Raw genomic sequence first — 24,354 nt, forward strand, 5'->3', positions numbered from 1 at the left:
TCCTTTATAAATTCATTTACGCCCAAGTACATTGGATGGGCTCCTGCCATATACTAACGTAGCTTAGTACTTAGTATGCGAAAGGAGTTCTTACCATGGTTGAATGGTTGCCCATTTTAATATTAGCATTTGCAGTTAGTTTAGATAGCTTCGGGGTAGGCGTAACATACGGATTGAGAAAGATGAAACTACCGTTTATCTCCATACTATCTATAATGGGATGTTCCGCAGCATCTGTGTTATTAGCAATGTGGGTCGGAGTAAGTGTTGGTGGCTATTTGTCTGTAGCAGCTGCGGAAAGACTTGGAGGGTTTCTTTTAATAGGAATTGGGATGTTTGCAATGTTCCAAGTTTTTCGACATCATTCGGTCACTAAGAAAAAAGGTATTAGTGAAGAGAAGATGGTCGTGAATGTTGAATTAAAACAGTTGGGTATTGTTATTCGTATTTTACGTAAACCTATGGAAGCAGATTTAGATGATTCGGGCTCCATTACCGGGGCTGAAGCTGTTCTTTTAGGGATCGCTCTATCATTGGATGCTTTTGGTGCAGGGTTAGGTGCGGCTTTGCTTGGTGTGTCTCCACTCATACTAGCTGTAAGTGTAGCGTTCATGTGCGGGTTATTCTTAACGTTAGGGAAACTAAGTGGCGAAAAACTAATGGCATCTTCCAACATAAATGGACTTACCTTTTTACCAGGCCTTTTACTTATCATTCTTGGGCTTTGGAAAATTTAGACCTAGTTAAAAACTAAGGAGGAAAGGCATTATGATAATTGGGTTAACGGGTGGAATTGCGACCGGTAAAAGTACCGTATCAAACCTCTTCAAAAAAGAAGGAATCCCGGTTATTGACGCGGATTTAGTAGCCCGGGAAGTAGTTACTCCCGGAAAAGAAGCCTATGAGGAGATTGTTTTAGCATTTGGACAGGAAATCTTAAAAGAAGATAAAACGATTGACCGTGCAAAACTAGGTGAAATCGTTTTTAAAAACGATGATATGAGAAAAAAGTTAAACGAGATCGTCCATCCTTCTGTTCGAGCCAACATGAAAGATCAAGCGGAACAATTAGAGCGAAAGGGATATCCTATTATTATTTTAGATATCCCTTTGCTTATTGAAAGTAACCTGTTTTATTTAACAGATAAAGTGGTGCTTGTGTTTGTTCCGGAAGAAATCCAACGGACAAGATTGGAAGAGCGAAACAATTACACGGAAGAAGAGGCTAACTACCGAATACGATCTCAAATTCCAATAACGGAAAAAAAGAAAGATGAACGTATATCATATATTATTGATAATTCAGGAAGTTTTTCTGAAACAGAGCTTCAAGTGAAGAAACTTTTACATAAGTTGCAGAAAGGAGAGGGCTAATTTGCTTTCTCCTTTTTTCATTATTTAGGCTACTAGTTTGAAAAAATATCGTTCACGGTTTTTTCTGAAACAAACAATTATTTTAAAACAAAGCAATTATATAGAAAAGAATAAATTAAAACAAACAAAATGGCAGATTTTTAATAATATATGTTATACTATAAAGCAGTAATTAGGTTATTAGTATAACACATATGATTCGGAGGGATGCTTAATGATTCGTGTTGCTATTAATGGATTTGGAAGAATAGGTCGTATGGTTTTTCGGAAGTGCTCTGAAGAAAGTGGGATTGAGGTTGTAGCAATAAATGCTCTATATCCTGCAGAAACGTTGGTGCATTTAATTAAATATGATACGGTGCATGGTCCGTTTAAGAAGAATATCGAGAGAGATGGAGAGCACCTTTTACTAAATGGCTGCCGTATCAATCTCAGCCAAAACAGAGATCCAAGAGAATTACCATGGAGAGAGTTAGACATAGATATTGTAATTGAAGCGACGGGGATGTTTACGACGAAAAAAGATGCTGCTATGCATATTGAAGCAGGGGCTAAGAAAATCATCATAACCGCACCTAGTAAAGATGAAGATCTGACAATTGTTTTTGGAGTGAATCATCAAGACTACTTGCCTTATCGGCATCATATAGTATCTAATGCTTCTTGTACGACAAACTGCCTTGCACCTGTAGTAAGCGTGTTAAATGATGCTTTTGAAATTGAGTCTGGAATGATGACAACTATTCATTCCTATACAAATGATCAACGGAATATTGACAATCCACACAAGGATCTAAGAAGAGCTCGGGCATGTGGTCAGTCGATCATCCCTACAACTACTGGAGCTGCAAAAGCAATTGGTAAGGTTCTCCCTGCAATGGCAGGGAAACTTCATGGTATGGCCTTACGAGTACCGACTCCAAATGTATCGTTAGTTGACTTAGTGGTAAACGTTAACAAAAAGACATCTGCACAAGAGGTGAACGAAGTCTTGAGAGCAGCAGCTGAAGATTCAATGAAAGGTATTATGTCTTTTACAGATGAGCCACTAGTTTCTACAGATTTTAATGGAAATGAGCATTCCTCCATTGTTGATGGTCTTAGCACGATAATGCATGATAAAACTCTAAAAGTTCTGGCATGGTATGATAATGAATGGGGATACTCGTGTAGAATTGTTGATTTAACAAAATATATTGGGAATAGCCTCCAATTAAAATCTAAAAATTACGTTTCTTAACGCCTTTAATCGTTACAAAAGGATCTGTTTTCTCCTTTTCTGTAAAAAAATCATTTGCAAAAGACCTTCAAACAAAGTATAATTTCATCCGTGAACTTCGTTTTTAAAGTAACAGAAGGGATCTGGATTACTTAAAGGGTTAGGACCTCTCTGGACTAACTTTCCCCCAGTAATATTGATTCCTGCATGTATTTGAAGGCATGATTTTTTAATATGGAAAAGGGGGATTTATAATGGAAACAATGGGCCGTCACATTATCGCAGAATTATGGGGTTGTGACATAGACAAATTAAATAACATTGAGTATATCGAAAGATTATTCGTTGATGCAGCTTTAGAAGCGGGCGCCGAGGTAAGGGAAGTGGCATTTCATAAATTTGCTCCTTATGGAGTAAGTGGAGTTGTCATTATTAGTGAATCACATTTAACAATTCACAGTTTTCCGGAGCACGGGTACGCTAGTATAGATGTATATACGTGTGGAGATCGAATAGATCCAAATATAGCTTCCGAATACATTTCCAAAGCTTTAAGTGCAAAAACAACCGAAGTTGTAGAGGTGCCAAGAGGCATGGGCCCAATTCGAGTTGGAGAAAGCAAAGTAGTGCAAGCTTATTCTTAATTAAAAACGGCGCTTTGTTCGTAAATGGACAAGGCGTTGTTTTTTTGTTTAAAGGTAAGAAATTCTAAATAAAAGACGCTACGCGTTTTTCACATTCTATATAAATATCCTAGTTTTCGACACAATCTGGAAAAATAGTATCTCATTCATAATAACTACCATGACAATGTATACATTTTCAATTGAAGATTTCTTTATTTCTTGCTATGCTTAAGGTGATAAGGTGGGATGATAAATGGGTTTTAAAGACACAATAAATAAGATTTTCAGTTCGGGTACGGAAACAAAAGAAAACCATTTTGATGAAACACTGAAAACACACTATTATAAAACGACAAAGGATAAAGTTATAAAAGAATTAGAGGTAATGTTTGGTGCCAAGCAAGGCTATGAAGTTGCTTCTATTTCAGAGGAACATGGGGAAGTCATCGTTCGTATCAAAAAAGGCAAAAAAGCATTTATGGTTGTCACAGTGATCATGGTTCGACCTTTCAGGACCGCCATTGATTTTTCAGTATCTACGGATACCATCATATTTACTGATTTTGGTTACAGTGGTAAATTGATTCGGGAATTATATAAGGAACTTGATTCAAGGTTGCCTTTCGTTGGGACAAGTCTAGGAGACAAATTAACCAAGGAGTAAGACAGTGATAGAAACGAGGTGTGTGCCACATGAAATGTCCTAGTTGCCAACACAATGGAACAAGGGTTTTAGACTCAAGACCAAGTGATGAGAGCCGTTCGATTCGACGCCGGAGAGAGTGTGAGGACTGTGGCTATCGTTTTACTACATTCGAAAGAGTGGAACAAACACCTTTAATTGTCGTGAAAAAAGATGGAAACAGAGAAGAATACAATCGCGAAAAGCTATTAAGGGGTTTGATTCGTGCTTGTGAAAAACGTCCGGTTCCTTTGGAGAAACTGGAAATTATTGCTGAAGATGTTGAAAGAGATCTTCGTAATCAAGGATATTCTGAAGTTAGCAGTCATCAGATTGGCGAAAAAGTAATGGAGTTTTTAGTAGTTATTGATGATGTGGCTTATGTCAGGTTCGCCTCCGTTTACCGTCAGTTTAAAGACATAAACGTATTTGTTGATGAATTAAAAGATCTTATTGACCGTGAAAATAAGAAATAGATTCATTAGAATGGAGCATAAAAGCTCCATTTTTCGCTACTTTAACATAATTTATCATGAACAGAGCCTTTAAAAGGATTAGGTGAAATAACAATGCATTGGAAAGAGGTATTGCCTTCAAATCGTTATGTTGCTTTTATGAGAGATAGTATACACACATGGGATCATGATGTATTAACGTTACTTTACCAGCCACTAATTGGTTCTGTAGCTTATAGCTTGTATATGACTCTTTCTTTAGACGTGCAAAAACAGGCTGATAAAAAAATCGAAAGAACTCATAAGTCTTTAATGACCTTTACAGGACAGCACTTGGACCTTCTTTTTTCAGAACGAAAGAAATTAGAAGCGTTAGGATTATTAACCGTTTTCCGGAAGAAAGAAGAAGAAGAATATGTTTATTATTATTATATTCATTCACCTATGAATCCGGCAGCGTTTTTTCATGATGACCTCTTAAGTGTTTTTCTTTATAATAAAATTGGCAGTAAAGAACAATATCGTGAATTGCGGGCGTATTTTCAAATAAATGATGTAGTGACAGAAGGGTTAGAAAACGTGACGCAAGGTTTTAATCAAGTTTTCACCTCGATCCACCCATCAGAAATAAGAAGTGGATCTTCGGAAATGAGTGATAATCTTTTCTCTGAGGTGCCACTATTAGGACAGAATAGTGAAAAACCCTCTTATTCTATGTCAGAGGAAGAATTTGATTTTCAACAATTACTAGCATATTTGCCTACTTTTGTTCCAAAGGAAGAAGTAGAGAAAGAAACCAGTCAACGGTTAATCTATCAATTAGCCTTTATGTATAAATTAGAGCCCAGGGATATGGCGAATATGGTTCAAGATGCGATGTTGCATACAGATCAATTAGATGTGGAACAGTTGCGGGAACAGGCGAAGCGCAGGTATCGTATGAACGAAAAGGATGAACCGCCAAGGTTAGGGTTAAGGAAACAAAGTGACACGGAAAAAAGCTTCACGGGACCTCCTAAAACGCAGGAAGAGCATACTATCCTCTATTTTGAATCAACGGCGCCGATCGAATATTTAGAAGAATTAAATGATGGAGCGAAGATCTACGAAGGTGACATGGATATTATTGAAAAGCTGATCTTTGAATATAAGCTATCTCCAGGTGTTGTTAACGTATTGCTAGATTATATTTTCAGGGTGAATGATCAAAAACTATCTAAAGCTCTTGCCTTCAAGATAGCTAATCATTGGAAACGAAAAAAGATTCGTACAGTGAAGGAAGCAATGGAACTGGCTAAAAAAGAAAATCAAAAAAGCAAAGAGTTTAAAAAGAATCCTCAACCTGCTTATGCTAATAAAACAGCCTATGCGGGAGCGGTAAAACAAGAACCTCTTCCGAAATGGATGAAAGACGAAGAAGGTTGGCAAAAGAACCAAGGTTCAGATGAAGACTTGGAAAAGGCAAAGCAGGAAGCCGCGAAATTTCGTGAAATGTTAAAAAAGAAGAAGCAGCAAAAGGGGGAATCGTAAATGGATTCCATTGAGCAGTCAATAAAACAGTTTTCAGGTGGCCGTTTTGAAAAACGATTTGAACAACTGAAGAAGAATACGTTGCAAAACCATCGTATTAAATTATTTCTCGATAAAAATCCGGAAATGACTAATGAAAATATAGAAAAAGGAATCAACGAACTTTATCAATTTACTCAACAGTGGAACAACTGTGATCAATGTCCCGGACTAGAGGCCTGTCCAAACTTAATTCAAGGATTTCAACCAGATTTGAATGTTTACCGCGGGGAAATTCAAAATCAATATAAACCTTGTTCATTGAAGAAAAAAGATGAGGAGCGAAAGAGACAAGCTTCTTTTGTGCAAAGTCTTTACCTACCGAAAGAAATGACGCAAGTAAGCTTCGATGATTTTCATGAAGACAATTCATCGAGGACAAACGCTTTTACAAAGGCGATGGCTTTTTGTGCATCAGTCAATCCTGGGGAAGACGGTCAAGGCCTTTATATTCACGGGCCATTTGGTGTGGGAAAAACATTTCTTGTCGGAGCAATCGCTAATTATTTAGCCGACGAAGAAGTAACAACGATGATTGTGTATACGCCGGACTTTTTTCGTGAACTGAAAAATGGGATTTCTGATGGTTCATATCAAGGGAAAATGGATATGGTCAAAAGAGCACCTGTTCTAATTATGGATGATATTGGTGCGGAAACCATGTCAAACTGGATCCGAGATGATATTTTAGGGGCTATATTACAGTTCCGGATGATGGAAAAACTCCCGACAATCTTTACGTCAAACTTTGATTTAAGTGAATTAGAGATACATCTCTCTTCCACGCAAAGAGGTGGTGTTGAAAAAGTTGATCAATTAAAGGCGAGGCGTATTTTAGAACGCGTAAAACATTTAAATGAAGTAATTGATATGAAAGGCGAAAACAAGCGGAATCAACGATAAATCCGAGCTAAGTGAAAGGCAAATCGATCAGTTTTGCCTTGAATGAGATTAAAATTACAACTTCTAAGAGGGCAAAATTAAAGCAAAAATACCCAGTTTTATGTTACGATAAAACAATAGTGTACAGTTTTGAGAATGGAGGAATAAAATGAGTGTTGATCAAATTCTCGATCGAGCCCGACAGGGAAAACGTATTTCTGTCGAAGATGCAGTAGAACTTTATGATAGTGATGAGGTAGAAAAAATAGGTGAAGTTGCCAATGAAATGATGTTAAAGTGGCATCCGGAGCCGGTTACAACGTTTGTCATTGGACGGAACGTTAACTATACGAATTTATGTGATACTTATTGTCGCTTTTGTGCCTTTTACCGTCCTCCTGGTTCAAAAGAAGGATATGTTCTAGATAATGAAGAAATATTTAAAAAAATTCAGGAAACAAAAGATGTGAATGGAACGGAAATTCTCATGCAAGGTGGGACAAATCCAAATCTTTCATTTAGTTATTATACAGACCTTCTTCGAGAAATAAAAAAGAGGTTTGACATTACAATGCATTCGTTCTCACCAGCTGAAATCAGAAAAATGGCTGATGTATCCGGTTTATCACTTGAAGAGGTGTTGACGGAACTTCACGATGCAGGCCTTGATTCGGTTCCAGGTGGAGGTGCAGAAATACTTGATAACCGCACAAGACGTCGGATTAGTCGTTTAAAAGGTACTTGGGAAGAATGGATTGAAACGATGAAGCTTGTAAAAAAAGTCGGCATGCACGGGACTGCAACAATGGTCATTGGATTCGGTGAAACGTCTGAAGAAAGAGCCTTACACCTTCAACGTGTCCGGGATGCACAAGATGAGACTGATTGCTTCCTAGCATTTATTTCTTGGACGTTCCAGTCAGAGAATACAAACATGAAAGGTGAAAAAGTTACCTCTCGTGAATACTTAAAGAATTTAGCTATATCCCGAATTTTCTTAGATAATGTTGCTAATTTCCAATCGTCTTGGGTAACTATGGGTCCTGAAACAGGAAAAACATCCCTTTCTTATGGATGTAATGATTTTGGTAGCACGATGATGGAAGAAAATGTTGTTTCCGCTGCCGGGGCAACACATAAAGTTGACACTAATTTGATTCTTCGATTAATCCGTGAAGCTGGCAAAGTTCCTGCACAGCGAGATACAAAGTATAATACTCTCCATGTATTCGAAGAGGATGAAAAAGTTGAGAAAGATTTTGTTATGCAAAATTAGAACATATTTTATACTTAAAACACAAACACAACCTCATCTCCACGGGGGTTGTGTTTTTTTTATGGTGCAAAAGGTTGTTACTTTCACTAGAATCGGCTGCTCTATTTTATTTTAAAACTTTCAATTCATAATTAATCCCAAGAACCATATACATATAATAGATATTACTAAAGAGTTGAACTGCATCAAGAAAAACACCCGGACGATCAACTCTTAATGTGTGATTTGACTGGGAGGGGCTGCTGTTGTTAACGATTGATTTCCAAGATTCACATATAGGTGAATCTTTTTACGAACAACTTCGACATTCGTTATCTATTTTAGGGGGAAAAGGCAAAAGCGAGACGATCGTAGATTACCAGTATAATCGAAAAAACGGTACTGCAGCTCTTATACTATCAGGACTTCAGGACTTACACCTAGATAAGAAACATCATATTATTGCAATATTAACAAATGTAACTGTCGCTACTTATTTCTCGAAGTGGCTCGAAGAATGTTTACGTGAATCATTTTATTACGAAGACAAGGAAGAGATTCAATCTATTGTAGAAACTGCTAAACTGATTTTTTTCCCTGGGCTTGAAACAAAAATGATTTTACTTCCTTTTACCTTTTATCAATGGCAACAAGAAATTTATAAGCAGATATCACCTTTTATTGAGGAAGATATTTCTTTCTCATTTGATTCCTTGATAGCATTTAGATTATTAAATGCTAAAGAGAAATTATTAGATGTGGTAGAGATTGCTATTGATGAATACAAAATGGAGTTAGAATATCAGTCCATGGTTCAACGATGTCGAGACGTATTAAAAGAGCAAAAGTCCAAAGTTGAAGCTGTATATGTTCACCTGAAAGACGGGGTAGAATTCTACGACGAAGAAAAGAAGAAGTTATCCCTTCAACAAATTTACAAATGGCTTCATGCAGAAACAGCATTTGAGAAATCATTGCCTTATCAAGAACGCATGATTGGACCATTAGTTAGTATGGCTCCAAATAAGATTTATTTATTTGCACAGGATATAGAAGACGATCTCTACCATACACTGAGAAATATATTTGAAGAACGAATTGTACTAATGAACAGGTGGCCATTTGATTTTTCTGATAAGAAGATTAGAGGATTATAGCATTCCTGTAGTGCGTTAATTTCGACTTTGAAAAAAATAGAGCCCCTCAGTAAGATAAGAGTATAGATACCAAACTAAAACTCAAATCTAAGGAGGAGCTCTTATATGAAGTTTAAAATGCAAGACAAACAAAATCAACTAATTGAAAGAATTTCTGATAAACATCTTGTTGTTGGTGTGGATATAGCACAGCATGTTCATGTTGCACGAGCTGTAAATTTCCGTGGTATTGTCGTCGGTGATCCTCTCACTTTTGAAAATAACGAGAAAGGTTTCGCTAGATTAATGGAATGGATTTGTCATTTAAAACTTTCAAAAGGATTAAATACTGAAATAGTTGGGATGGAACCTACCGGACATTACTGGTTGAACCTATCTAAATGGTTATATGATCAAGATATTGATGTAGTAACCGTTAATCCTCACCATGTGAAAAGAAATAAAGAAAATCGTGATAATACCCAATCTAAAAGCGATAAAAAAGATGCCCTTGTGATTGCAGATATGATCAAGAATGGGTATTACTCCTTTATCCGGCCCACTTCTGAAGCTTTTGAAAAGCTTCGAGTGCTAATGGCTAACCGAGATGTAATCGTTAAACGCCTCACCAGTTCTATTAACCAAATAAATCGTTGGGTAGATATTGTCTTCCCTGAACTTCGAGAAGTATTTAAAGATGTAAAAGGAAAAGGGGCAATCGCAACACTTCGGTTATTTCCTACACCTTCAGAACTATGTTCCATGAAAGCACAGGATATAGTGAAAGGTTGGAAAACAGTGATGAAACGTCACGCAGGACTTAAAAAAGCACAATCGTTAATTGACTTAGCAAAAAATTCTGTAGGCAGTAAACAAGCACACGAAGCCTATAAGCTTCATTTAGAACATTTACTTGAAGAATTCGATTTAGCAAAAGTCCAACTCGAAAGAGTAGAAAAAGAAGTCACTTCCGTACTTGATCAAATTACTTTCGCTAAAAAAATAATTGCCATTGAAGGAATTAGTGAAATTTCATTGGCGGGTATTTTAGGAGAAGCTGGTGATTTAAGTGGCTTCGCGCATGGTAATTCTCTATTACGACATGCGGGACTACATCTGGCAGAAGCAAGCTCGGGTAAATGGAAAGGACAAATTGTCGTTTCAAAACGTGGGAGATCTCGACTAAGGCGATTTTTATTTTTAACGACATTAAGCCTTGTGAGCAATAACTCTGATTTCAAGCAGATTCATTTTAATAATGTTAAAGTCAAAAAGATGAAAAAAATGAAATCTATCATGAAACTCGTGGGGAAATTAGCAAGAATATTGGTGGCAATATCTAAAAATCATGAATCATATTGTTCTCAGAAAGTACAACCATTAGCACCTATAGCAGCTTAATTCTAATCGTAAACTAAGTAAGGCTTTAAAGTAATTAAAAGTAGTTTAATAATTCTTGAATGTTGGCTTATTCGTAGGATTACAGAGAAAGCGCGGAGTACTGGATACCGTTGTACCTAAGGGCACTGACCCGTTTGCGCAGCAAAACCGGCCTCCACCCCTTGGATAGGCATGACGAAGGAATGAAAGGGCAAATGACCCGTTGAGACATGGGAGGGATAGCCTCCAGGGGCGGCGTGGAGATGCGTGCAGTATATTATGGAAATAAATGGAGCTACTATTGACTCCTCTATTCCCGCATGCCTTCATGTAGCCTTTATTATCAAAACTCATTCCATTCATCCGTCATTGTTCTTAGAAGTGGTCTGAAATCCTGCGAATAAGCGAGCATTTGTGAGTAAATAGAATCTAACTGAGGGAGTTTAAGTGACTATAAAAAGTAAAATAATTTTTATTTAAGAGATAAGAATTTATAAAATTAGCAGCTACCTTCAACACCGCGCGTATCAAGGGAAACCCACCCTTGATACTTAAAACATGGCGGTGGAAGCTGACGCTGTATTTAATGAAAGACGGCTATGCCGTTTTTCTTAGGTTGATTTTCTTATGTGACATCATTATAATACTATCCATAAGCATACAGTATAAAAGTGTAGACGAGGACATGAGATATGGAATTAACTTTGCAGAGAAGGAAGCCTAGGCTGAAAGTTTCCTGAGTATAAACCATGACTTACCACCTCCGAGCTCAATGTGGAACGGATATATAAAAATATCTTAGTAAACGTTGACGGATTCCCCGTTATGGATTGAAACGAAGCTGAAGACTGCCAATTTTTAAAGGTGTTTTCAGGAAAAAGGGTGGAACCACGGTTACACACTCGTCCCTTATTTTATTAAGGGACGAGTGTTTTTTGTTATGCTCGAAGAATATCGGCCCAATGTGAATTCTACAGTTTGAAGGAGAGAATTAAAATGGCAGAAGTAAAAGAAAAAATCCTGTTAACGTTTCCTGACGGAGCAACGAAAGAATTTGATAAGGGGATAACAACAGAGGATATTGCCGCATCGATTTCACCTGGTCTAAAGAAAAACGCTTTAGCTGGAAAAGTAAACGGAGAACACATTGATTTTAAAGCACCAATTAATGAAGATGCGAAAGTCGAAATCATTACTAACGATTCCAAAGATGGTATCGACATTCTTAGGCACAGTACTGCTCACTTGATGGCTCAAGCAATAAAAAGACTATTTAGTGATGTAAAGCTAGGTGTCGGACCAGTCATTGAAGAGGGATTCTATTATGATATAGATATGGAACAGCCATTGACTCCGGAAGATCTTCCAAAAATCGAAAAAGAAATGAAGCGGATTATGGAAGAAAATCTGGAAATAAATCGTGTGGAAGTAACACGAGAAGAAGCGAAGAAACGTTTCGAGGAAATCGGAGACGATTTAAAGCTGGAACTACTAGAAGATATCCCCGAGGGGGACACAATCAGTATTTATGAGCAAGGAGAATTTTTTGACTTGTGCCGTGGTGTTCATGTACCTTCTACAAGTAAATTAAAGAAATTCAAATTGATGCAAATTAATGGTGCTTATTGGCGTGGAGATAGTAAAAATAAAATGCTTCAGCGTATTTATGGGACAGCATTTCCGAAACAAAAACAAGTAGATGATTACTTAGAGCTTTTAGAAGAACGGAAAGAGCGAGATCACCGTAAGTTAGGAAAAGAGTTAGGGATTTTTGCAGTTAGTCAAAAAGTAGGACAAGGATTACCATTGTGGCTTCCTAAAGGTGCTACAATCAGACGGACAGTAGAGCGATATATTGTAGATATCGAAGAACGTCTAGGTTATGACCACGTGTATACTCCTGTTTTGGGAAGTGTTGACCTATATAAAACATCTGGCCATTGGGATCACTATCAAGAGGATATGTTCCCAGTGTTAGAAATGGACAATGAGGACCTGGTGTTACGTCCAATGAACTGTCCCCATCATATGATGATTTATAAAAATCAAAAGCATAGCTATCGAAACTTGCCGTTAAGAATTGCCGAGTTAGGTACGATGCACCGACACGAGATGTCAGGTGCACTGGCTGGTCTTCAGCGAGTTCGGGCGATGACGTTAAATGACGCCCATATCTTTTGTCGTCCTGACCAGTTAAAAGAGGAATTTATTCGAGTCGTCGAATTAATACAAGCAGTTTATGAGGACTTCGGTATTAAAGACTATTATTTCCGTTTGTCTTACCGCGATGCAGAGGATAAAGAAAAGTATGTAGATAATGATGAAATGTGGGATAAGGCTCAAGCAATGTTGAAAGAAGCCGTTGATGATATGGGAGTAGAGTATGTGGAAGCAGAAGGCGAAGCGGCTTTTTATGGACCAAAGTTAGATGTTCAAGTGAAGACAGCGCTAGGAAAAGATGAGACATTATCAACGGTTCAAATGGATTTCCATTTACCAAACCGTTTTGACTTAACTTATGTAGGGGAAGATGGTAAGGATCACCGTCCGGTTGTTATACACCGGGGAGTTGTTTCAACGATGGAACGGTTTGTTGCCTTTTTAATTGAAGAGTATAAAGGAGCGTTCCCAACTTGGTTAGCACCTGTGCAGGTTCAAGCAATTCCGGTTAGTGATGTACACATGGATTATGTGCGAAAAGTTGAAGCAGAACTGAAAGAAGCTGGCGTTCGTGTGAAAATAGATGTTAGAGAAGAAAAATTAGGATATAAAATCCGTGAAGCACAAATGCAGAAAATTCCTTATCTACTCGTATTGGGGGATAAAGAAATTGAAGCAAATGGTGTAAATGTCAGACGATACGGTCAACAGAAGACGGAAGAAGTCACTTTAGACCAATTCATTCATCAAATAAAAGAAGATATCTCGCAACGATCAAGATAATTTCAAAAGTAGGAGGGTGTGTTCAACGCTAAAAAAGCGTTTGACATGTCCTCCTCTTATTTTTAAATGACATTAAGCAACAAAATAAATACAAAAGACTACTTCTAAGTTTTAACCTACACAAAAGAGAAATAGTGTGTTAGAGTAGTTAAGGGTTACAGGGTGTACAACATTCTTTATTGACACAATATTAGCCATGTGATATATTATTCAAGTGAACATTATAAGGGAAACAAAGCAAGAAGAGGCGCCCGCTTCTCACCTGATCGACAATTGCGTTGGCAGGTCACGATTTTTTTACAAACACGTACGTAGAAGTGTGGGCGAATGACACCCACGCTTTTTTTTGTGTCATCAAATAGGTTAAAGCCTAGTTTGGTGGTAGAGGAACAGCTTGCTTTGATCCGCAAATATCATGGAGGTGGCTGAATATTAGTAAGGATATGTTCGTAAACGAAAACATTCGCGCTCGCGAGGTACGTTTAATCGGTGCAGACGGAGATCAAATTGGTGTTAAGACGAAACAAGAAGCTCTTGACATGGCCAGAAATGCTGATTTAGATTTAGTAATGGTCGCTCCTAACGCAAAGCCCCCCGTTTGTAGGGTTATGGACTACGGGAAACATCGTTTCGAGCAACAAAAGAAAGAAAAAGAAGCTCGTAAAAATCAAGTAGTTATTAACTTGAAAGAGGTTCGCTTAAGTCCAAATATTGAAGAGCACGACTTCAACACGAAGCTTCGAAATGCTCGTAAATTCTTGACTAAAGGGGACAAAGTAAAAGCAGCAATCCGTTTCCGCGGACGTGCTATTACTCACTCAGATTTAGGTCGCAAAGTTCTTATTCGTCTTGCTGAGCAATGTGAAGACATTTCTACGATCGAATCAAAACCAAAGATGGAAGGTAGAAGTATGTTTCTCATACTTGCACCGACTGCTCAAAAATAGATCGATCAGGATGGAACTATTTAAGGGAAGTCCCAAGACAACAACACCGACCGGAGATTCACCAACAACTACAACGAATACTCGGACAGGAGGAAATTCAACATGCCTAAAATGAAAACCCACCGTGGTGCAGCAAAACGCTTTAAAAAGACAGGTTCTGGTAAACTAAAACGCGGTCATGCTTTCACAAGCCACTTGGCTGCTAATAAGTCTCAAAAGCAAAAGCGTAAGCTTCGCAAATCAGGACTTGTAAGTAAAGGTGACCAAAAACGCATTGGACAAATGATCTAATAAGAGTTGTTAGTACAAGATAAAAAACATTTTATCTGTATAGGACATTCTTTTCAAGACTGATATAAACACTACTAAGAAATTGAACTTAAAAGGAGGGATTACGATGGCTAGAGTAAAAGGCGGATATGTAGCCCGTCGTCGTCGTAAAAGAGTTTTAAAACTTGCAAAAGGTTATGTAGGTTCTAAACATAGATTATTTAAAACAGCACAAGGACAGGTAATGAAGTCCTTTTTATATGCTTACCGTGATCGTCGTCAAAAGAAACGTGACTTCCGTAAGCTTTGGATTACTCGTATTAACGCAGCAGCTCGTATAAATGGTCTTTCATACAGCCGTTTAATGCATGGTTTAAAACTTGCTGAAATTGATATGAACCGTAAAATGCTAGCAGAATTAGCAGTAAATGATGAGCAAGCATTTGCAAGTATTGCTGAAGCAGCAAAAGCAAAATTAAATTAATCTAATAATGGATTACTGGGGGACTAAAAAGATATTTTCATTTATCTTTTTAGTCCTCTTTTTAGTAAGTGATTTATAAGATTATCCTTTTTTAGATATTTTCTTTGAACAGAGAGGCCCGAATTCGCTCTAGGCGGACGCTTTCCGCGGGCAATGCTTCAGCCTCCTCGGGAAAGTTCACCCTGTGGGGTCTTCACCTATTGCTTTTCCTGAGGGAGTCGCCGCCTTCGCTACTTCGAGCTTTTTCAGAAGCAATAACGGTTACGTAAACTGCTTTGATAAAAAATTGTTGTTTGGAAGAATCCGCGAGACTCCTGTGGAAGAATGATCCAAGCGAGACCCCGCAGAGCGTTTTTAGGCTCGAGGAGGCTCGCGGATCATCCACGGAAAGCGAGCGGTAATTCTTCCAAACAACCTTCCGTGATAATAAAAGCAACGAAATAGAAAAAGGATACTAAGTTTTTTAAGACTGAAATGCAATTTTTCTTAACAGATAAGAAAGTATAAACTGACAGCTACCTTTATGCCAAGGTAGCACCTACACGCATACGTGTTCTACCCGGGGTGGCGAAAGCTCACGCTGTATTTAATAAAAGACGCTACGCGTTTTTCTTAACATTCATGATAAGAGCCATTTACAAGTGAAAAGGAGTCTATAAAAACATGGAAAATTACTTCTTGATTGCTATTGTTTATATTATTATCATTTCTATTGTTGGTATGACACTAATGTTAATGGATAAGAAAAAAGCCGAGAGACAGCAATGGCGAATTTCTGAAAAGAATCTATTCATAGTAGCTATCTTAGGTGGGGCAATAAGCATGCATATTATTTCCAAAGTTATTCGTCATAAAACAAGTAAACTTAAATTTGTGATAGGGCTTCCTTTAATATTTGTTGCACAAGTAGGATTAGTGATGTATTTGGTCCTGTAAATTAAAATACTTTAGATAGCTTGAACATTTTTAAATTTATTCGCATAGAAATAGAAGAGAGGAGGATGACACAGCTATGGAAGCATTCAATGAATCGATTCCTCGTATCATAGAAGAAGCAGGTTGGTTAGCACCAGTCTTGTTTATTCTATTGCATGTAATAAGACCTTTACTTTTTCTCCCTGTCATTGTTATATGTATTGCAGGAGGTTATTTTTTTGGATTTATTCATGGAACGATCTATTCGATCATTGGTTTAACACTAATGAGCGGAATGTTCTTTAAACTTATTGAAATTTTTCCGGGATTTCGAACAAAAATAACACGATTAAAACAAAAAGTTTTTAGAGATAGAATTCTAACAATTGGTCAGGTAATGATTTTAAGAATGATGCCTTTTGTCCATTTTCATTTACTTTCGCTTTATTTAATGGAAATGACTACCTCATATAGACAGTATATAAAATACTCGGTTGGTGGCGTTATCCTCCCATCGGTTTTATTTACGGCTTTCGGGCAGGCAATTACTGAAATGCCTTGGTATGTGTCTTTACTATTTTTCGGCTTGTTAGCCGTAATTTTTTATTATTTAGGTAAACGGGGCACTGTAGTCTATAAATGGGAGCGTTTTTTTCACCGTAAAGCAGTATGAAGGATTTAAATCTTTATTAAGGTACGAGGGTTCCTATATTTGAACTAGGAAGTACTCGATTCATGCAGAGCTGGAAGGCTCGTGGATTGTCCAAGGAGAGCTAGCGATAGTTCTTCAAAAAAATTCTGTGATGAAAAACCAAAATATAAAAACGCGATAGCAATTTAATTTGCGACCGCGTTTTTTACTTGAATCTATGTTGAATGCTTACTTTATTTTCCTTGCCTGTCTAATCTTTTTAATAATTCCTTTATAGGACTTCTCCACTCTATCGTTGCTTTTGGATAACGAAGCGTTAATTCTTTTTCAATGAAATGAAAATCTGTTGTGCTTAAGCCATGAAGTTGATCAGAGTCTTCTGTACCAACCATAATTGTGGTAACTTCAAAGGAGTTATCCGTACTTCCTAGAAATTTTTCTCCTTCGAACATGGCATTCCCAAAAGTAAATATAACATTTTTCCTTACATTTCCGCTTTCATCTAAAAGGTAAAAATCACCCTCCCGATAAGCGGCTTCAAGCTTTCTACGTGGGTCGAGCAAATATTTCGTAATACTAAAAATAATGATTCCAACAGCGATAAGAAGGAATAATCGGAACAGGATCACAGTCATGATCATCTCTCCTTCAAAGGATCTTTTAAAAAATTAATGTTAAGGCAGCGTTTTCGATAACACTTCTTTATTAAAAGATTCCCGAATTTGTTTCGATTTAAAACTCTAGTTGACAGATAAAACTTTCCATTACTATAAGTTACGTTTACATAGTAATTAAAGTTTCATAATAATGAAAGGATATGAAGAAAGTTTACAAGTATTTGTTTCGTGCAAAATATTTCGAAACACTATTTACTTGTGTTATGTTTGAAATCTTAGGTATATTATAACTCAAAGAGTATACTGTGTCATAAGGTTGCGTAAGAATGAAACTTTGTCTCTTGTTTTTCCGTATAGTAAATTAGGGAAATATTAGGAGGATAAATGATGAGACAATTAAAGTATAAAATGATTGCACTGCCACTATTATTCTTAACATTAGCCTCGGGATGCTCAAGTGAAGTTGCTCGAAAGAGTGATAAAGAGAAGAATAATGTAGATCAAGAATTCGTCATAACACCTGAGGATTTTCCGGATACTTTTTTAAATGGGGATATTGCAAAAGTTTATCATCAGACGAGCGGTGATTTTCGCGGCATTGTGAGTGCAGAAGAGTTTACGGATCTAGGTAAAAACTTTAATGAAGGTGTTAAATCTTATGAACTTGTTTCCGAGTTATCTTTAAACGAATATACAGAATATCAATGGATAAATGAAACAAAAGATAAAGGGATACGAAGCTATTTTTCAGAAGATCATACGATTCAAGGTTTAGAGCTTTTACCATTGACTGATTTTGTTCAACAAGATAAAGCTTATACAGAGATGACTTACACTATGCCAGTCTTAAATGAATGGTTTACGTTTTGGGGCGGCACGAATGAACTTGTCAATTATCATTATCCAGTTGAAAGTCAACGTTACGCCTATGATCTGGTCATTATGAATAATGGCTCTACTTTTAAAGGAAATCCTAGGAAAAATGAAAGTTACTATGCTTTTGGTGAATTAGTCCTGACACCTGAAGATGGTACTGTTGTGGCATCCGTAAACACCATTGCAGATAATACGCCAACAGTTGATACAAATGAAGAAGAACCACTGGGGAATCATGTAGTCATTGATCATGGAAATGGAGAATACAGTGTGCTGGCTCATTTTCAAGAAGGAAGTGTACAAGTGAAAACTGGTGATAATGTTTACGCTGGCGATATTTTAGGATTATGCGGCAATTCAGGGAACTCCAGTGAACCTCACATTCATTATCATGTAGCGGATAATGCGGACTGGCAGCAAGCAAAATCACTTCAGATTAGATTTAAAGATGAAACAAGCCCTGTTCGAGGAGAGAAAGTAATAGGCTTTTAAAAAAATAGGAAGATTGACAAGTAAAATACTTCTTTTTCGTAAATATTATTAGAGGATGATTAGGCATGAATTTTAAAGAAATGTTTTTAATGCAAAAAAAATTGGATAAGTATATTGAAGATAAGCATTTATTATCATCAGAACCACTACTGGAGAGGAAAATCATGGCCTTTCAGGTCGAAGTAGCAGAGCTTATCAATGAAACTAGATGCTTTAAGTTTTGGAGTGAAAAAGGTCCATCTGAACGTGAAGTTATTTTAGAAGAATATGTTGATGGAATTCACTTCCTCCTTTCTACAGGTATTGAATTAAACTTTAATGATCATTCTAACTATGACTATCCCGAGGCATCTCATTCTTCTGACGTGGAACTGGTGGGTCTCTTTTTCGAAGTTATTGACCATATTCAAAGGCTAAGGAAAGAAAAAACAAGAGCAAATTATGAAAAATTATTTCTTGAATATTTAAATGTTGGGGCAAGTCTCGGTTTTACCGAAGGGGAAATTGGACAAGCATACATGCAGAAGAACGAGGTGAATCATACGAGACAGGATGAAGGTTATTAAAGAAATTAACCCTGTTTAACTCGATGATTGTTTAAAAAAAACCGTGAGACTCATGTGAATGACGGAGAAAATACTCCAAAATTCGCTGTTGACGGACGCTTTTTTTATTTATTTCGACAGGCGAAAAGAATTGAGATCTTTTTTAGAAATCGTTATACTAGTGTAGATACATAATTTTCAATAATTTGAAGGAGGACATTTAAACGTGGAAGATATGTTAAAAATGTTAAAAGAATTAACGGACGCTAACGGGATCCCTGGAAATGAACGAGAACCTCGTGAAGTGATGAAAAGGTATATTTCTCCATTTGCAGATGAAGTGAGTACAGATCATCTAGGAAGTTTGATTGCGAAAAAAACTGGAACGGTAACAGATGGTCCAAAAATCATGGTGGCAGGTCACCTTGACGAAATTGGATTTATGGTGACCAGTATTGATGAACGTGGATTTGTTAAGTTTCAAACGGTTGGTGGTTGGTGGGAGCAAGTAATGCTTGCTCAACGAGTGACAGTGATGACTCGTAATGGAAATATTCCAGGAGTCATTGGCTCAAAGCCGCCACATATCCTCGCACCTGAGGCTCGAAAAAAATCGATGGATAAGAAAGATATGTTTATTGATATCGGTGCAACCAGCAAAGAACAAGCGGCGGAATTCGGAGTACGACCGGGTGACTCGATTGTTCCTGTTTGTGACTTCACTGTTATGAAAAACGAAAAATTATTGATGGCAAAAGCATGGGATAACAGAATCGGCTGTGCCATTGCAATCGAAGTGCTTCGAAGACTGAAAAACGAAGAACACCCTAATACGGTATACGGTGTTGGTACCGTTCAAGAGGAAGTAGGTCTTCGCGGTGCACGGACTTCCGCCCACTATATTCAGCCAGACATTGGCTTTGGAGTGGATGTAGGAATTGCAGGAGATACACCAGGAGTAACCGAGAAAGATGCCTTAGCAAAAATGGGTGAGGGTCCTCAAATTATTATGTATGATGCTTCTATGGTGGGTCATAAGGGACTTCGCGATTTCGTGACAGACACAGCTGACGAGAAAAAAATTCCCTATCAATTTGATGCGGTACCAGGTGGAGGAACCGATTCTGGCTCTATTCATTTAACAGCAAACGGTGTGCCGGCGTTATCTATTACAATTGCAACTCGCTATATTCATACACACGCAGCGATTCTTCATCGCGATGACTTTGAAAATGCGGTGCAGTTAATTGTAGAGGTAATTAAGAAAATGGATCGTAAAACAGTGGATGCAATTACGTTTGATTAAAGAGGTATTGAAAAGTTGTTTAGAGGCTTCGGCTTCTGAGCGGCTTTTTTTCCGTTTGATTAAAAATATAATATAATCTATTGACTTAAACACGCCACAATTCTATACTTCAAAAAGTAATTCATTATATATTTTTCAAGAAGCATGTCTCTGTAAGTTAGTTCCATTCTATTTCTTTCTTTGGTGCAACCATTGAATCAGAATGTTTCCTTTAGGACATCCTTTAATAATATCGAAGTGTGGTGTATATCAGTGAATAATGTTTACCGATTACTTATTATCTTTTTTGCATCTATTTTAATAGGTTTTGCTTTTAATCTATTTCTTTTGCCGCATGAAATACTAACAGGTGGAGTAACTGGTCTTGCTATGCTGTTTGGTTTAAAGACGCCAATAAATGCAGGATACTGGGTTATTCTCCTTAACATTCCCATTGTTATTTTAGGCTGGAAAAAGCTCGGCAAACAATTTGTCGGCAACACGATATTTTCAGTTGCAGTAACTTCTATTTCCATGATTTATATTCCTATTTTTGAAATCACAGAGGATGCTTTACTATCTTCTGTTTTTGGTGGGGTTCTTGCTGGTGTTGCAATTGGACTTATCATTCGTTTTTATGGATCAACAGGTGGGGTTGATGTAATTAGTCTCGTGCTGATTAAAAAATGGGATGTGCCTCTTGGCGGTCTGATTTTCTTTTTAAATTCTCTTGTCGTGTTTATATCCGGTTTCCTCTTTGCTTGGGAATTAGCATTATACACGATGCTGTCGATTTATATTACCGGCCTAGCAATTGACAGGGTTCACACGAGACATATTAAACTTAGTTTGATGGTTGTAACGAATCAGGGTGATGAGTTAAAAAAAGCATTATTAGCAAATTTAGTTAGAGGAATAACCGTTATAGACGGACAAGGCGCGTATTCAGGAGAAAGTAAAAAAGTTCTTTACACGGTTATTACAAGGTATGAGTTAGCAATTATAAAACCGCTATTAAAAGAAATTGATCCAAATGCTTTCGTAAGTGTAAGTGAGAGTATGGAGGTTATGGGTAACTTTCGAAGAGAATGATGTAGAGTGAGTTATTGAAAAAAGGTGTCTTAAAAATTTAAGACACCTTTTTTCAAAAATATTATTGCAATCCACTTGAAATTTGTTCAACTAAAGCGTCTTTTTCTTCTTCACTTGCCTGTTTCCAGTAAATCTCCATCAAAACACCGAGTCCAGGAAGCATTTTTTCTTCTCCACTTTGGATAGCGTCTACTATTGTTGCCTCAACGTCTTCTGAACTACTACCTGAAACATTTTGTAAAATAGCGCCGCGTAAATTAAATCCACTCATTAGCTTCTATCCTTTCTTTTACACCGATTTTAGATGATTTTATCGTTAAACTTTCAAGAATCTGTTATAGTATGGATGATACCGTTCAGAATTATGTAACCAATTAAAGCGAATAATGTTACAGATGGAACGGAAAGGAGAAACATTCATGGAAAAAATCGAATCTTTACAAAATCCGAAAATAAAAGCTTGGAAAAAACTCCATACTAAAAAAGAAAGAGATAAGTCAGGGCTATTTTTGATTGAAGGAAAACATTTGATTGAAGAAGCACTGAAATCTCAACTGGTTATAAACCAGCTGATTATTCAAGAGGGCCTCGATATACCAAAGGAATGGAATGTTACACAGCTTAATCAACTAGTTGTAACCGCACGTGTAATGAAAGAATTATGTGAAACAGAAACTCCTCAAGGTGTAGCTGCAATCTGTGAACAACCTGAAAACATTAATCTTCTTTTGGATGAGGGAAGGTATTTATTTATTGATGGTGTCCAGGATCCTGGGAATTTAGGAGCCATGATACGGACCGCCGATGCAGCAGGAATGTCAGGTGTAGTCCTTGGGCACGGAACTACCGATCTTTTTAACGGTAAAGTGATTCGTTCTACGCAAGGATCGCTTTTTCATTTACCAGTGCAAAAAATGGATTTGGAAGAAGCGATTGAACTTTGTAAGGAAAATGATATCCCTGTATTTGGAACTAGCTTGAAAGGAAGCACATATACAGCCATTGAACCACAGAAGAATTTTGCTCTTGTCGTAGGTAATGAAGGAAATGGTGTGCAGAGTGAGTTGTTGAATCTTGCTGACCAGAACTTGTATATTCCGATCTTTGGAGAAGCCGAATCATTAAATGTGGCAATAGCTACAGGAATACTGGTCTACCATCTAAGAGGTGCGTAAAAACGATTTGCGAAAACGTGTTAAATTCTATATAATATTTAACAGATGATAAATGAATGGAAAAACGAAGAAAGAGAGTAGTACGCTGAATTGTTCCCATCAAGGGAGGAAGTGCCATAGACTGAGAGCACTTCTATGAGGAATCCAGCAGAATTCACTCTGGAGTTGACATTGGAGCACAGTTTTTTACTGTGAAGATGATCCGGCAAGGAGACCGTTATCTTCTATATTTGAGTGAATACATCACCGAGAGGATTATTTCTTTTAATGGATGTATTAACAAGGGTGGTACCGCGAGTCTTCGTCCCTTTTTTTGGGAGGAGGGCTCTTTTTGTTTTTACGGCTTTGTCCAGATGATAGTTGACGATGAAACACGTGACGTATAAATCAGTCCTGGAGTTGTTGAACTATGTTAACAGAGCCCTATATTAAAGGAGGAAAAGCCATGTTAGATCGATTACAAGAACTACACGATGAAGCGATGACTAAAGTTGCTGATGCTAAAAATTTGAATGATTTAAAAGAAGTACGGATTGCATACTTAGGTAAAAAAGGTCCCATCACCGAAGTAATGAAAGGGATGGGGAAATTATCAGCAGAAGAGCGGCCTAAAGTAGGACAAAAGGCAAACGAAGTTCGTGAATCTGTAGCAGGTTATATTGAAAAAAAAGAAAAAACGTTTGAAGAAGAAGCGATGCTGGAAAAGTTACAGAAAGAAAGTATTGATGTTACTTTACCAGGAAGACCTACACAAAAAGGTTCCCGTCACCCACTAACGTCTGTCGTTGAAACAATAGAGGATGTATTCATCGGAATGGGTTTCACTGTTGCGGAAGGTCCGGAAGTTGAAACGGATTATTATAATTTTGAATCTTTAAATTTACCGAAACATCACCCAGCGAGAGACATGCAGGATACGTTTTTCCTAACTTCTGACCTATTAATGCGCACGCAAACATCACCGGTTCAAACAAGAACAATGGAAAAACATGAAGGACAAGGGCCAGTTAAAATAATCTGTCCGGGAAAAGTCTATCGTCGAGATGAAGATGATGCGACACATTCACATCAGTTCATGCAAATTGAAGGCCTTGTCGTAGATGAAGGAATTCGTATGAGTGATCTTAAAGGAATTTTTGCAACTTTTGTTAAAAAATATTTTGGGGAAGACAGAGAAATTCGATTACGTCCAAGTTTTTTCCCTTTCACAGAGCCATCTGCTGAATTAGACATTACTTGTGCAATGTGTGCTGGAAAAGGCTGTCGTACGTGTAAACAGACAGGTTGGATTGAGGTTCTTGGTTCCGGTATGGTTCACCCAAATGTCTTACGTAAGAGTGGGTTTGACCCGGAAAAATACTCTGGTTTTGCCTTTGGAATGGGTGTAGAAAGATTTGCCATGCTGAAGTACGGAATTGATGATATCCGTCATTTCTATACAAATGATACAAGATTTTTATCGCAGTTTAAACGAGTTTAACGG

General features: G+C 37.4%; 25 protein-coding genes and 2 other annotated features. Of the genes, 23 read left to right on the plus strand and 2 right to left on the minus strand.

The window, feature by feature from the left end; translation table 11 throughout:
- Positions 1-95 precede the first annotated feature (95 nt).
- From ytaF to CEF18_RS01820, 17 genes are all read left to right on the plus strand, one after another.
- Positions 96-737: a sporulation membrane protein YtaF gene (ytaF, locus tag CEF18_RS01740; protein WP_110934886.1), complete on the plus strand. Its 642-nt coding sequence runs from the start codon at positions 96-98 to the stop codon at positions 735-737.
- 31 nt (positions 738-768) lie between these two features.
- Entirely contained in the window at positions 769-1,374 is a 606-nt protein-coding gene (coaE, locus tag CEF18_RS01745) for a dephospho-CoA kinase (RefSeq protein WP_110934887.1), read from the plus strand.
- A gap of 214 nt (positions 1,375-1,588) precedes the next feature.
- Positions 1,589-2,614 carry a glyceraldehyde-3-phosphate dehydrogenase gene (locus CEF18_RS01750; RefSeq protein WP_110934888.1) on the plus strand — a complete coding sequence of 342 codons (1,026 nt, stop codon included), beginning with the start codon at positions 1,589-1,591 and terminating at the stop codon, positions 2,612-2,614.
- A 233-nt stretch (positions 2,615-2,847) separates the two neighbouring features.
- Positions 2,848-3,237 (plus strand): adenosylmethionine decarboxylase, encoded by a 390-nt coding sequence (gene speD / locus CEF18_RS01755; RefSeq protein ID WP_110934889.1) that lies wholly within the window; start codon positions 2,848-2,850, stop codon positions 3,235-3,237.
- A gap of 235 nt (positions 3,238-3,472) precedes the next feature.
- Entirely contained in the window at positions 3,473-3,883 is a 411-nt protein-coding gene (locus CEF18_RS01760; RefSeq protein ID WP_110934890.1) for a DUF1499 domain-containing protein, read from the plus strand.
- A gap of 29 nt (positions 3,884-3,912) precedes the next feature.
- Positions 3,913-4,377, plus strand: coding sequence for a transcriptional regulator NrdR (gene nrdR / locus CEF18_RS01765; RefSeq protein WP_110934891.1), 465 nt, complete (start codon positions 3,913-3,915; stop codon positions 4,375-4,377).
- Between the two features lie 93 nt (positions 4,378-4,470).
- Complete coding sequence (locus tag CEF18_RS01770; RefSeq protein ID WP_110934892.1) at positions 4,471-5,886, plus strand: replication initiation and membrane attachment family protein; 1,416 nt, start codon at positions 4,471-4,473, stop codon at positions 5,884-5,886.
- The gene (gene dnaI / locus CEF18_RS01775) at positions 5,887-6,828 is read left to right on the plus strand and encodes a primosomal protein DnaI (RefSeq protein WP_110934893.1); all 942 of its coding nucleotides are present in this window, start codon (positions 5,887-5,889) and stop codon (positions 6,826-6,828) included.
- 148 nt (positions 6,829-6,976) lie between these two features.
- Positions 6,977-8,083, plus strand: coding sequence for a cyclic dehypoxanthinyl futalosine synthase (gene mqnC / locus CEF18_RS01780; RefSeq protein WP_110934894.1), 1,107 nt, complete (start codon positions 6,977-6,979; stop codon positions 8,081-8,083).
- A gap of 245 nt (positions 8,084-8,328) precedes the next feature.
- Positions 8,329-9,219, plus strand: coding sequence for a sporulation protein YtxC (ytxC, locus tag CEF18_RS01785; RefSeq protein WP_183041084.1), 891 nt, complete (start codon positions 8,329-8,331; stop codon positions 9,217-9,219).
- Positions 9,220-9,324: 105 nt separating this feature from the next.
- The gene (locus CEF18_RS01790) at positions 9,325-10,599 is read left to right on the plus strand and encodes an IS110 family RNA-guided transposase (protein ID WP_110934896.1); all 1,275 of its coding nucleotides are present in this window, start codon (positions 9,325-9,327) and stop codon (positions 10,597-10,599) included.
- 975 nt (positions 10,600-11,574) lie between these two features.
- Positions 11,575-13,521: a threonine--tRNA ligase gene (gene thrS, locus CEF18_RS01795; protein WP_110934897.1), complete on the plus strand. Its 1,947-nt coding sequence runs from the start codon at positions 11,575-11,577 to the stop codon at positions 13,519-13,521.
- 233 nt (positions 13,522-13,754) lie between these two features.
- Positions 13,755-13,873, plus strand: a sequence feature (ribosomal protein L20 leader region).
- 91 nt (positions 13,874-13,964) lie between these two features.
- Complete coding sequence (gene infC / locus CEF18_RS01800) at positions 13,965-14,468, plus strand: translation initiation factor IF-3 (protein ID WP_110934898.1); 504 nt, start codon at positions 13,965-13,967, stop codon at positions 14,466-14,468.
- Positions 14,469-14,570: 102 nt separating this feature from the next.
- Positions 14,571-14,759: a 50S ribosomal protein L35 gene (rpmI, locus tag CEF18_RS01805; RefSeq protein ID WP_110934899.1), complete on the plus strand. Its 189-nt coding sequence runs from the start codon at positions 14,571-14,573 to the stop codon at positions 14,757-14,759.
- Positions 14,760-14,865: 106 nt separating this feature from the next.
- The gene (rplT, locus tag CEF18_RS01810; RefSeq protein WP_110934900.1) at positions 14,866-15,222 is read left to right on the plus strand and encodes a 50S ribosomal protein L20; all 357 of its coding nucleotides are present in this window, start codon (positions 14,866-14,868) and stop codon (positions 15,220-15,222) included.
- A 663-nt stretch (positions 15,223-15,885) separates the two neighbouring features.
- Positions 15,886-16,158, plus strand: a complete 273-nt coding sequence (locus CEF18_RS01815; RefSeq protein WP_110934901.1) for a DUF1294 domain-containing protein — start codon at positions 15,886-15,888, stop codon at positions 16,156-16,158.
- A gap of 76 nt (positions 16,159-16,234) precedes the next feature.
- Positions 16,235-16,810: a TVP38/TMEM64 family protein gene (locus tag CEF18_RS01820; protein WP_110934902.1), complete on the plus strand. Its 576-nt coding sequence runs from the start codon at positions 16,235-16,237 to the stop codon at positions 16,808-16,810.
- Between the two features lie 212 nt (positions 16,811-17,022).
- Here the strand turns inward: CEF18_RS01820 and CEF18_RS01825 are convergent, their stop codons facing one another.
- A complete protein-coding gene (locus tag CEF18_RS01825; RefSeq protein WP_110934903.1) occupies positions 17,023-17,424 on the minus strand; it encodes a sigma-w pathway protein ysdB in 402 nt (133 codons plus the stop codon).
- Positions 17,425-17,793: 369 nt separating this feature from the next.
- Here CEF18_RS01825 and CEF18_RS01830 point away from each other — a divergent pair, with 369 nt between their 5' ends.
- The 4 genes from CEF18_RS01830 to CEF18_RS01845 all read left to right on the plus strand — a co-directional run bounded on the left by CEF18_RS01830 (position 17,794) and on the right by CEF18_RS01845 (position 21,696).
- Positions 17,794-18,774: a M23 family metallopeptidase gene (locus tag CEF18_RS01830; protein ID WP_110934904.1), complete on the plus strand. Its 981-nt coding sequence runs from the start codon at positions 17,794-17,796 to the stop codon at positions 18,772-18,774.
- A gap of 65 nt (positions 18,775-18,839) precedes the next feature.
- On the plus strand, positions 18,840-19,340 hold the full coding sequence (locus tag CEF18_RS01835; RefSeq protein ID WP_110934905.1) for a dUTP diphosphatase: 501 nt from the start codon (positions 18,840-18,842) through the stop codon (positions 19,338-19,340).
- Between the two features lie 214 nt (positions 19,341-19,554).
- A complete protein-coding gene (locus CEF18_RS01840) occupies positions 19,555-20,625 on the plus strand; it encodes a M42 family metallopeptidase (RefSeq protein WP_110937554.1) in 1,071 nt (356 codons plus the stop codon).
- 252 nt (positions 20,626-20,877) lie between these two features.
- The gene (locus CEF18_RS01845; RefSeq protein WP_110934906.1) at positions 20,878-21,696 is read left to right on the plus strand and encodes a YitT family protein; all 819 of its coding nucleotides are present in this window, start codon (positions 20,878-20,880) and stop codon (positions 21,694-21,696) included.
- A gap of 61 nt (positions 21,697-21,757) precedes the next feature.
- Here the strand turns inward: CEF18_RS01845 and sspI are convergent, their stop codons facing one another.
- Positions 21,758-21,967, minus strand: a complete 210-nt coding sequence (gene sspI / locus CEF18_RS01850; RefSeq protein ID WP_110934907.1) for a small acid-soluble spore protein SspI — start codon at positions 21,965-21,967, stop codon at positions 21,758-21,760.
- A gap of 115 nt (positions 21,968-22,082) precedes the next feature.
- Between sspI and CEF18_RS01855 the strand changes: the two genes are divergently transcribed.
- Both CEF18_RS01855 and pheS read left to right on the plus strand, forming a co-directional pair.
- Positions 22,083-22,871, plus strand: a complete 789-nt coding sequence (locus CEF18_RS01855) for a TrmH family RNA methyltransferase (RefSeq protein WP_110934908.1) — start codon at positions 22,083-22,085, stop codon at positions 22,869-22,871.
- A gap of 58 nt (positions 22,872-22,929) precedes the next feature.
- Positions 22,930-23,183 (plus strand) — a binding site (T-box leader).
- A gap of 133 nt (positions 23,184-23,316) precedes the next feature.
- Positions 23,317-24,351, plus strand: a complete 1,035-nt coding sequence (pheS, locus tag CEF18_RS01860; RefSeq protein ID WP_110937555.1) for a phenylalanine--tRNA ligase subunit alpha — start codon at positions 23,317-23,319, stop codon at positions 24,349-24,351.
- Positions 24,352-24,354 lie beyond the last annotated feature (3 nt).

Source organism: Salipaludibacillus neizhouensis (genome assembly GCF_002886185.1).
Classification (GTDB): domain Bacteria; phylum Bacillota; class Bacilli; order Bacillales; family Salisediminibacteriaceae; genus Salipaludibacillus; species Salipaludibacillus neizhouensis.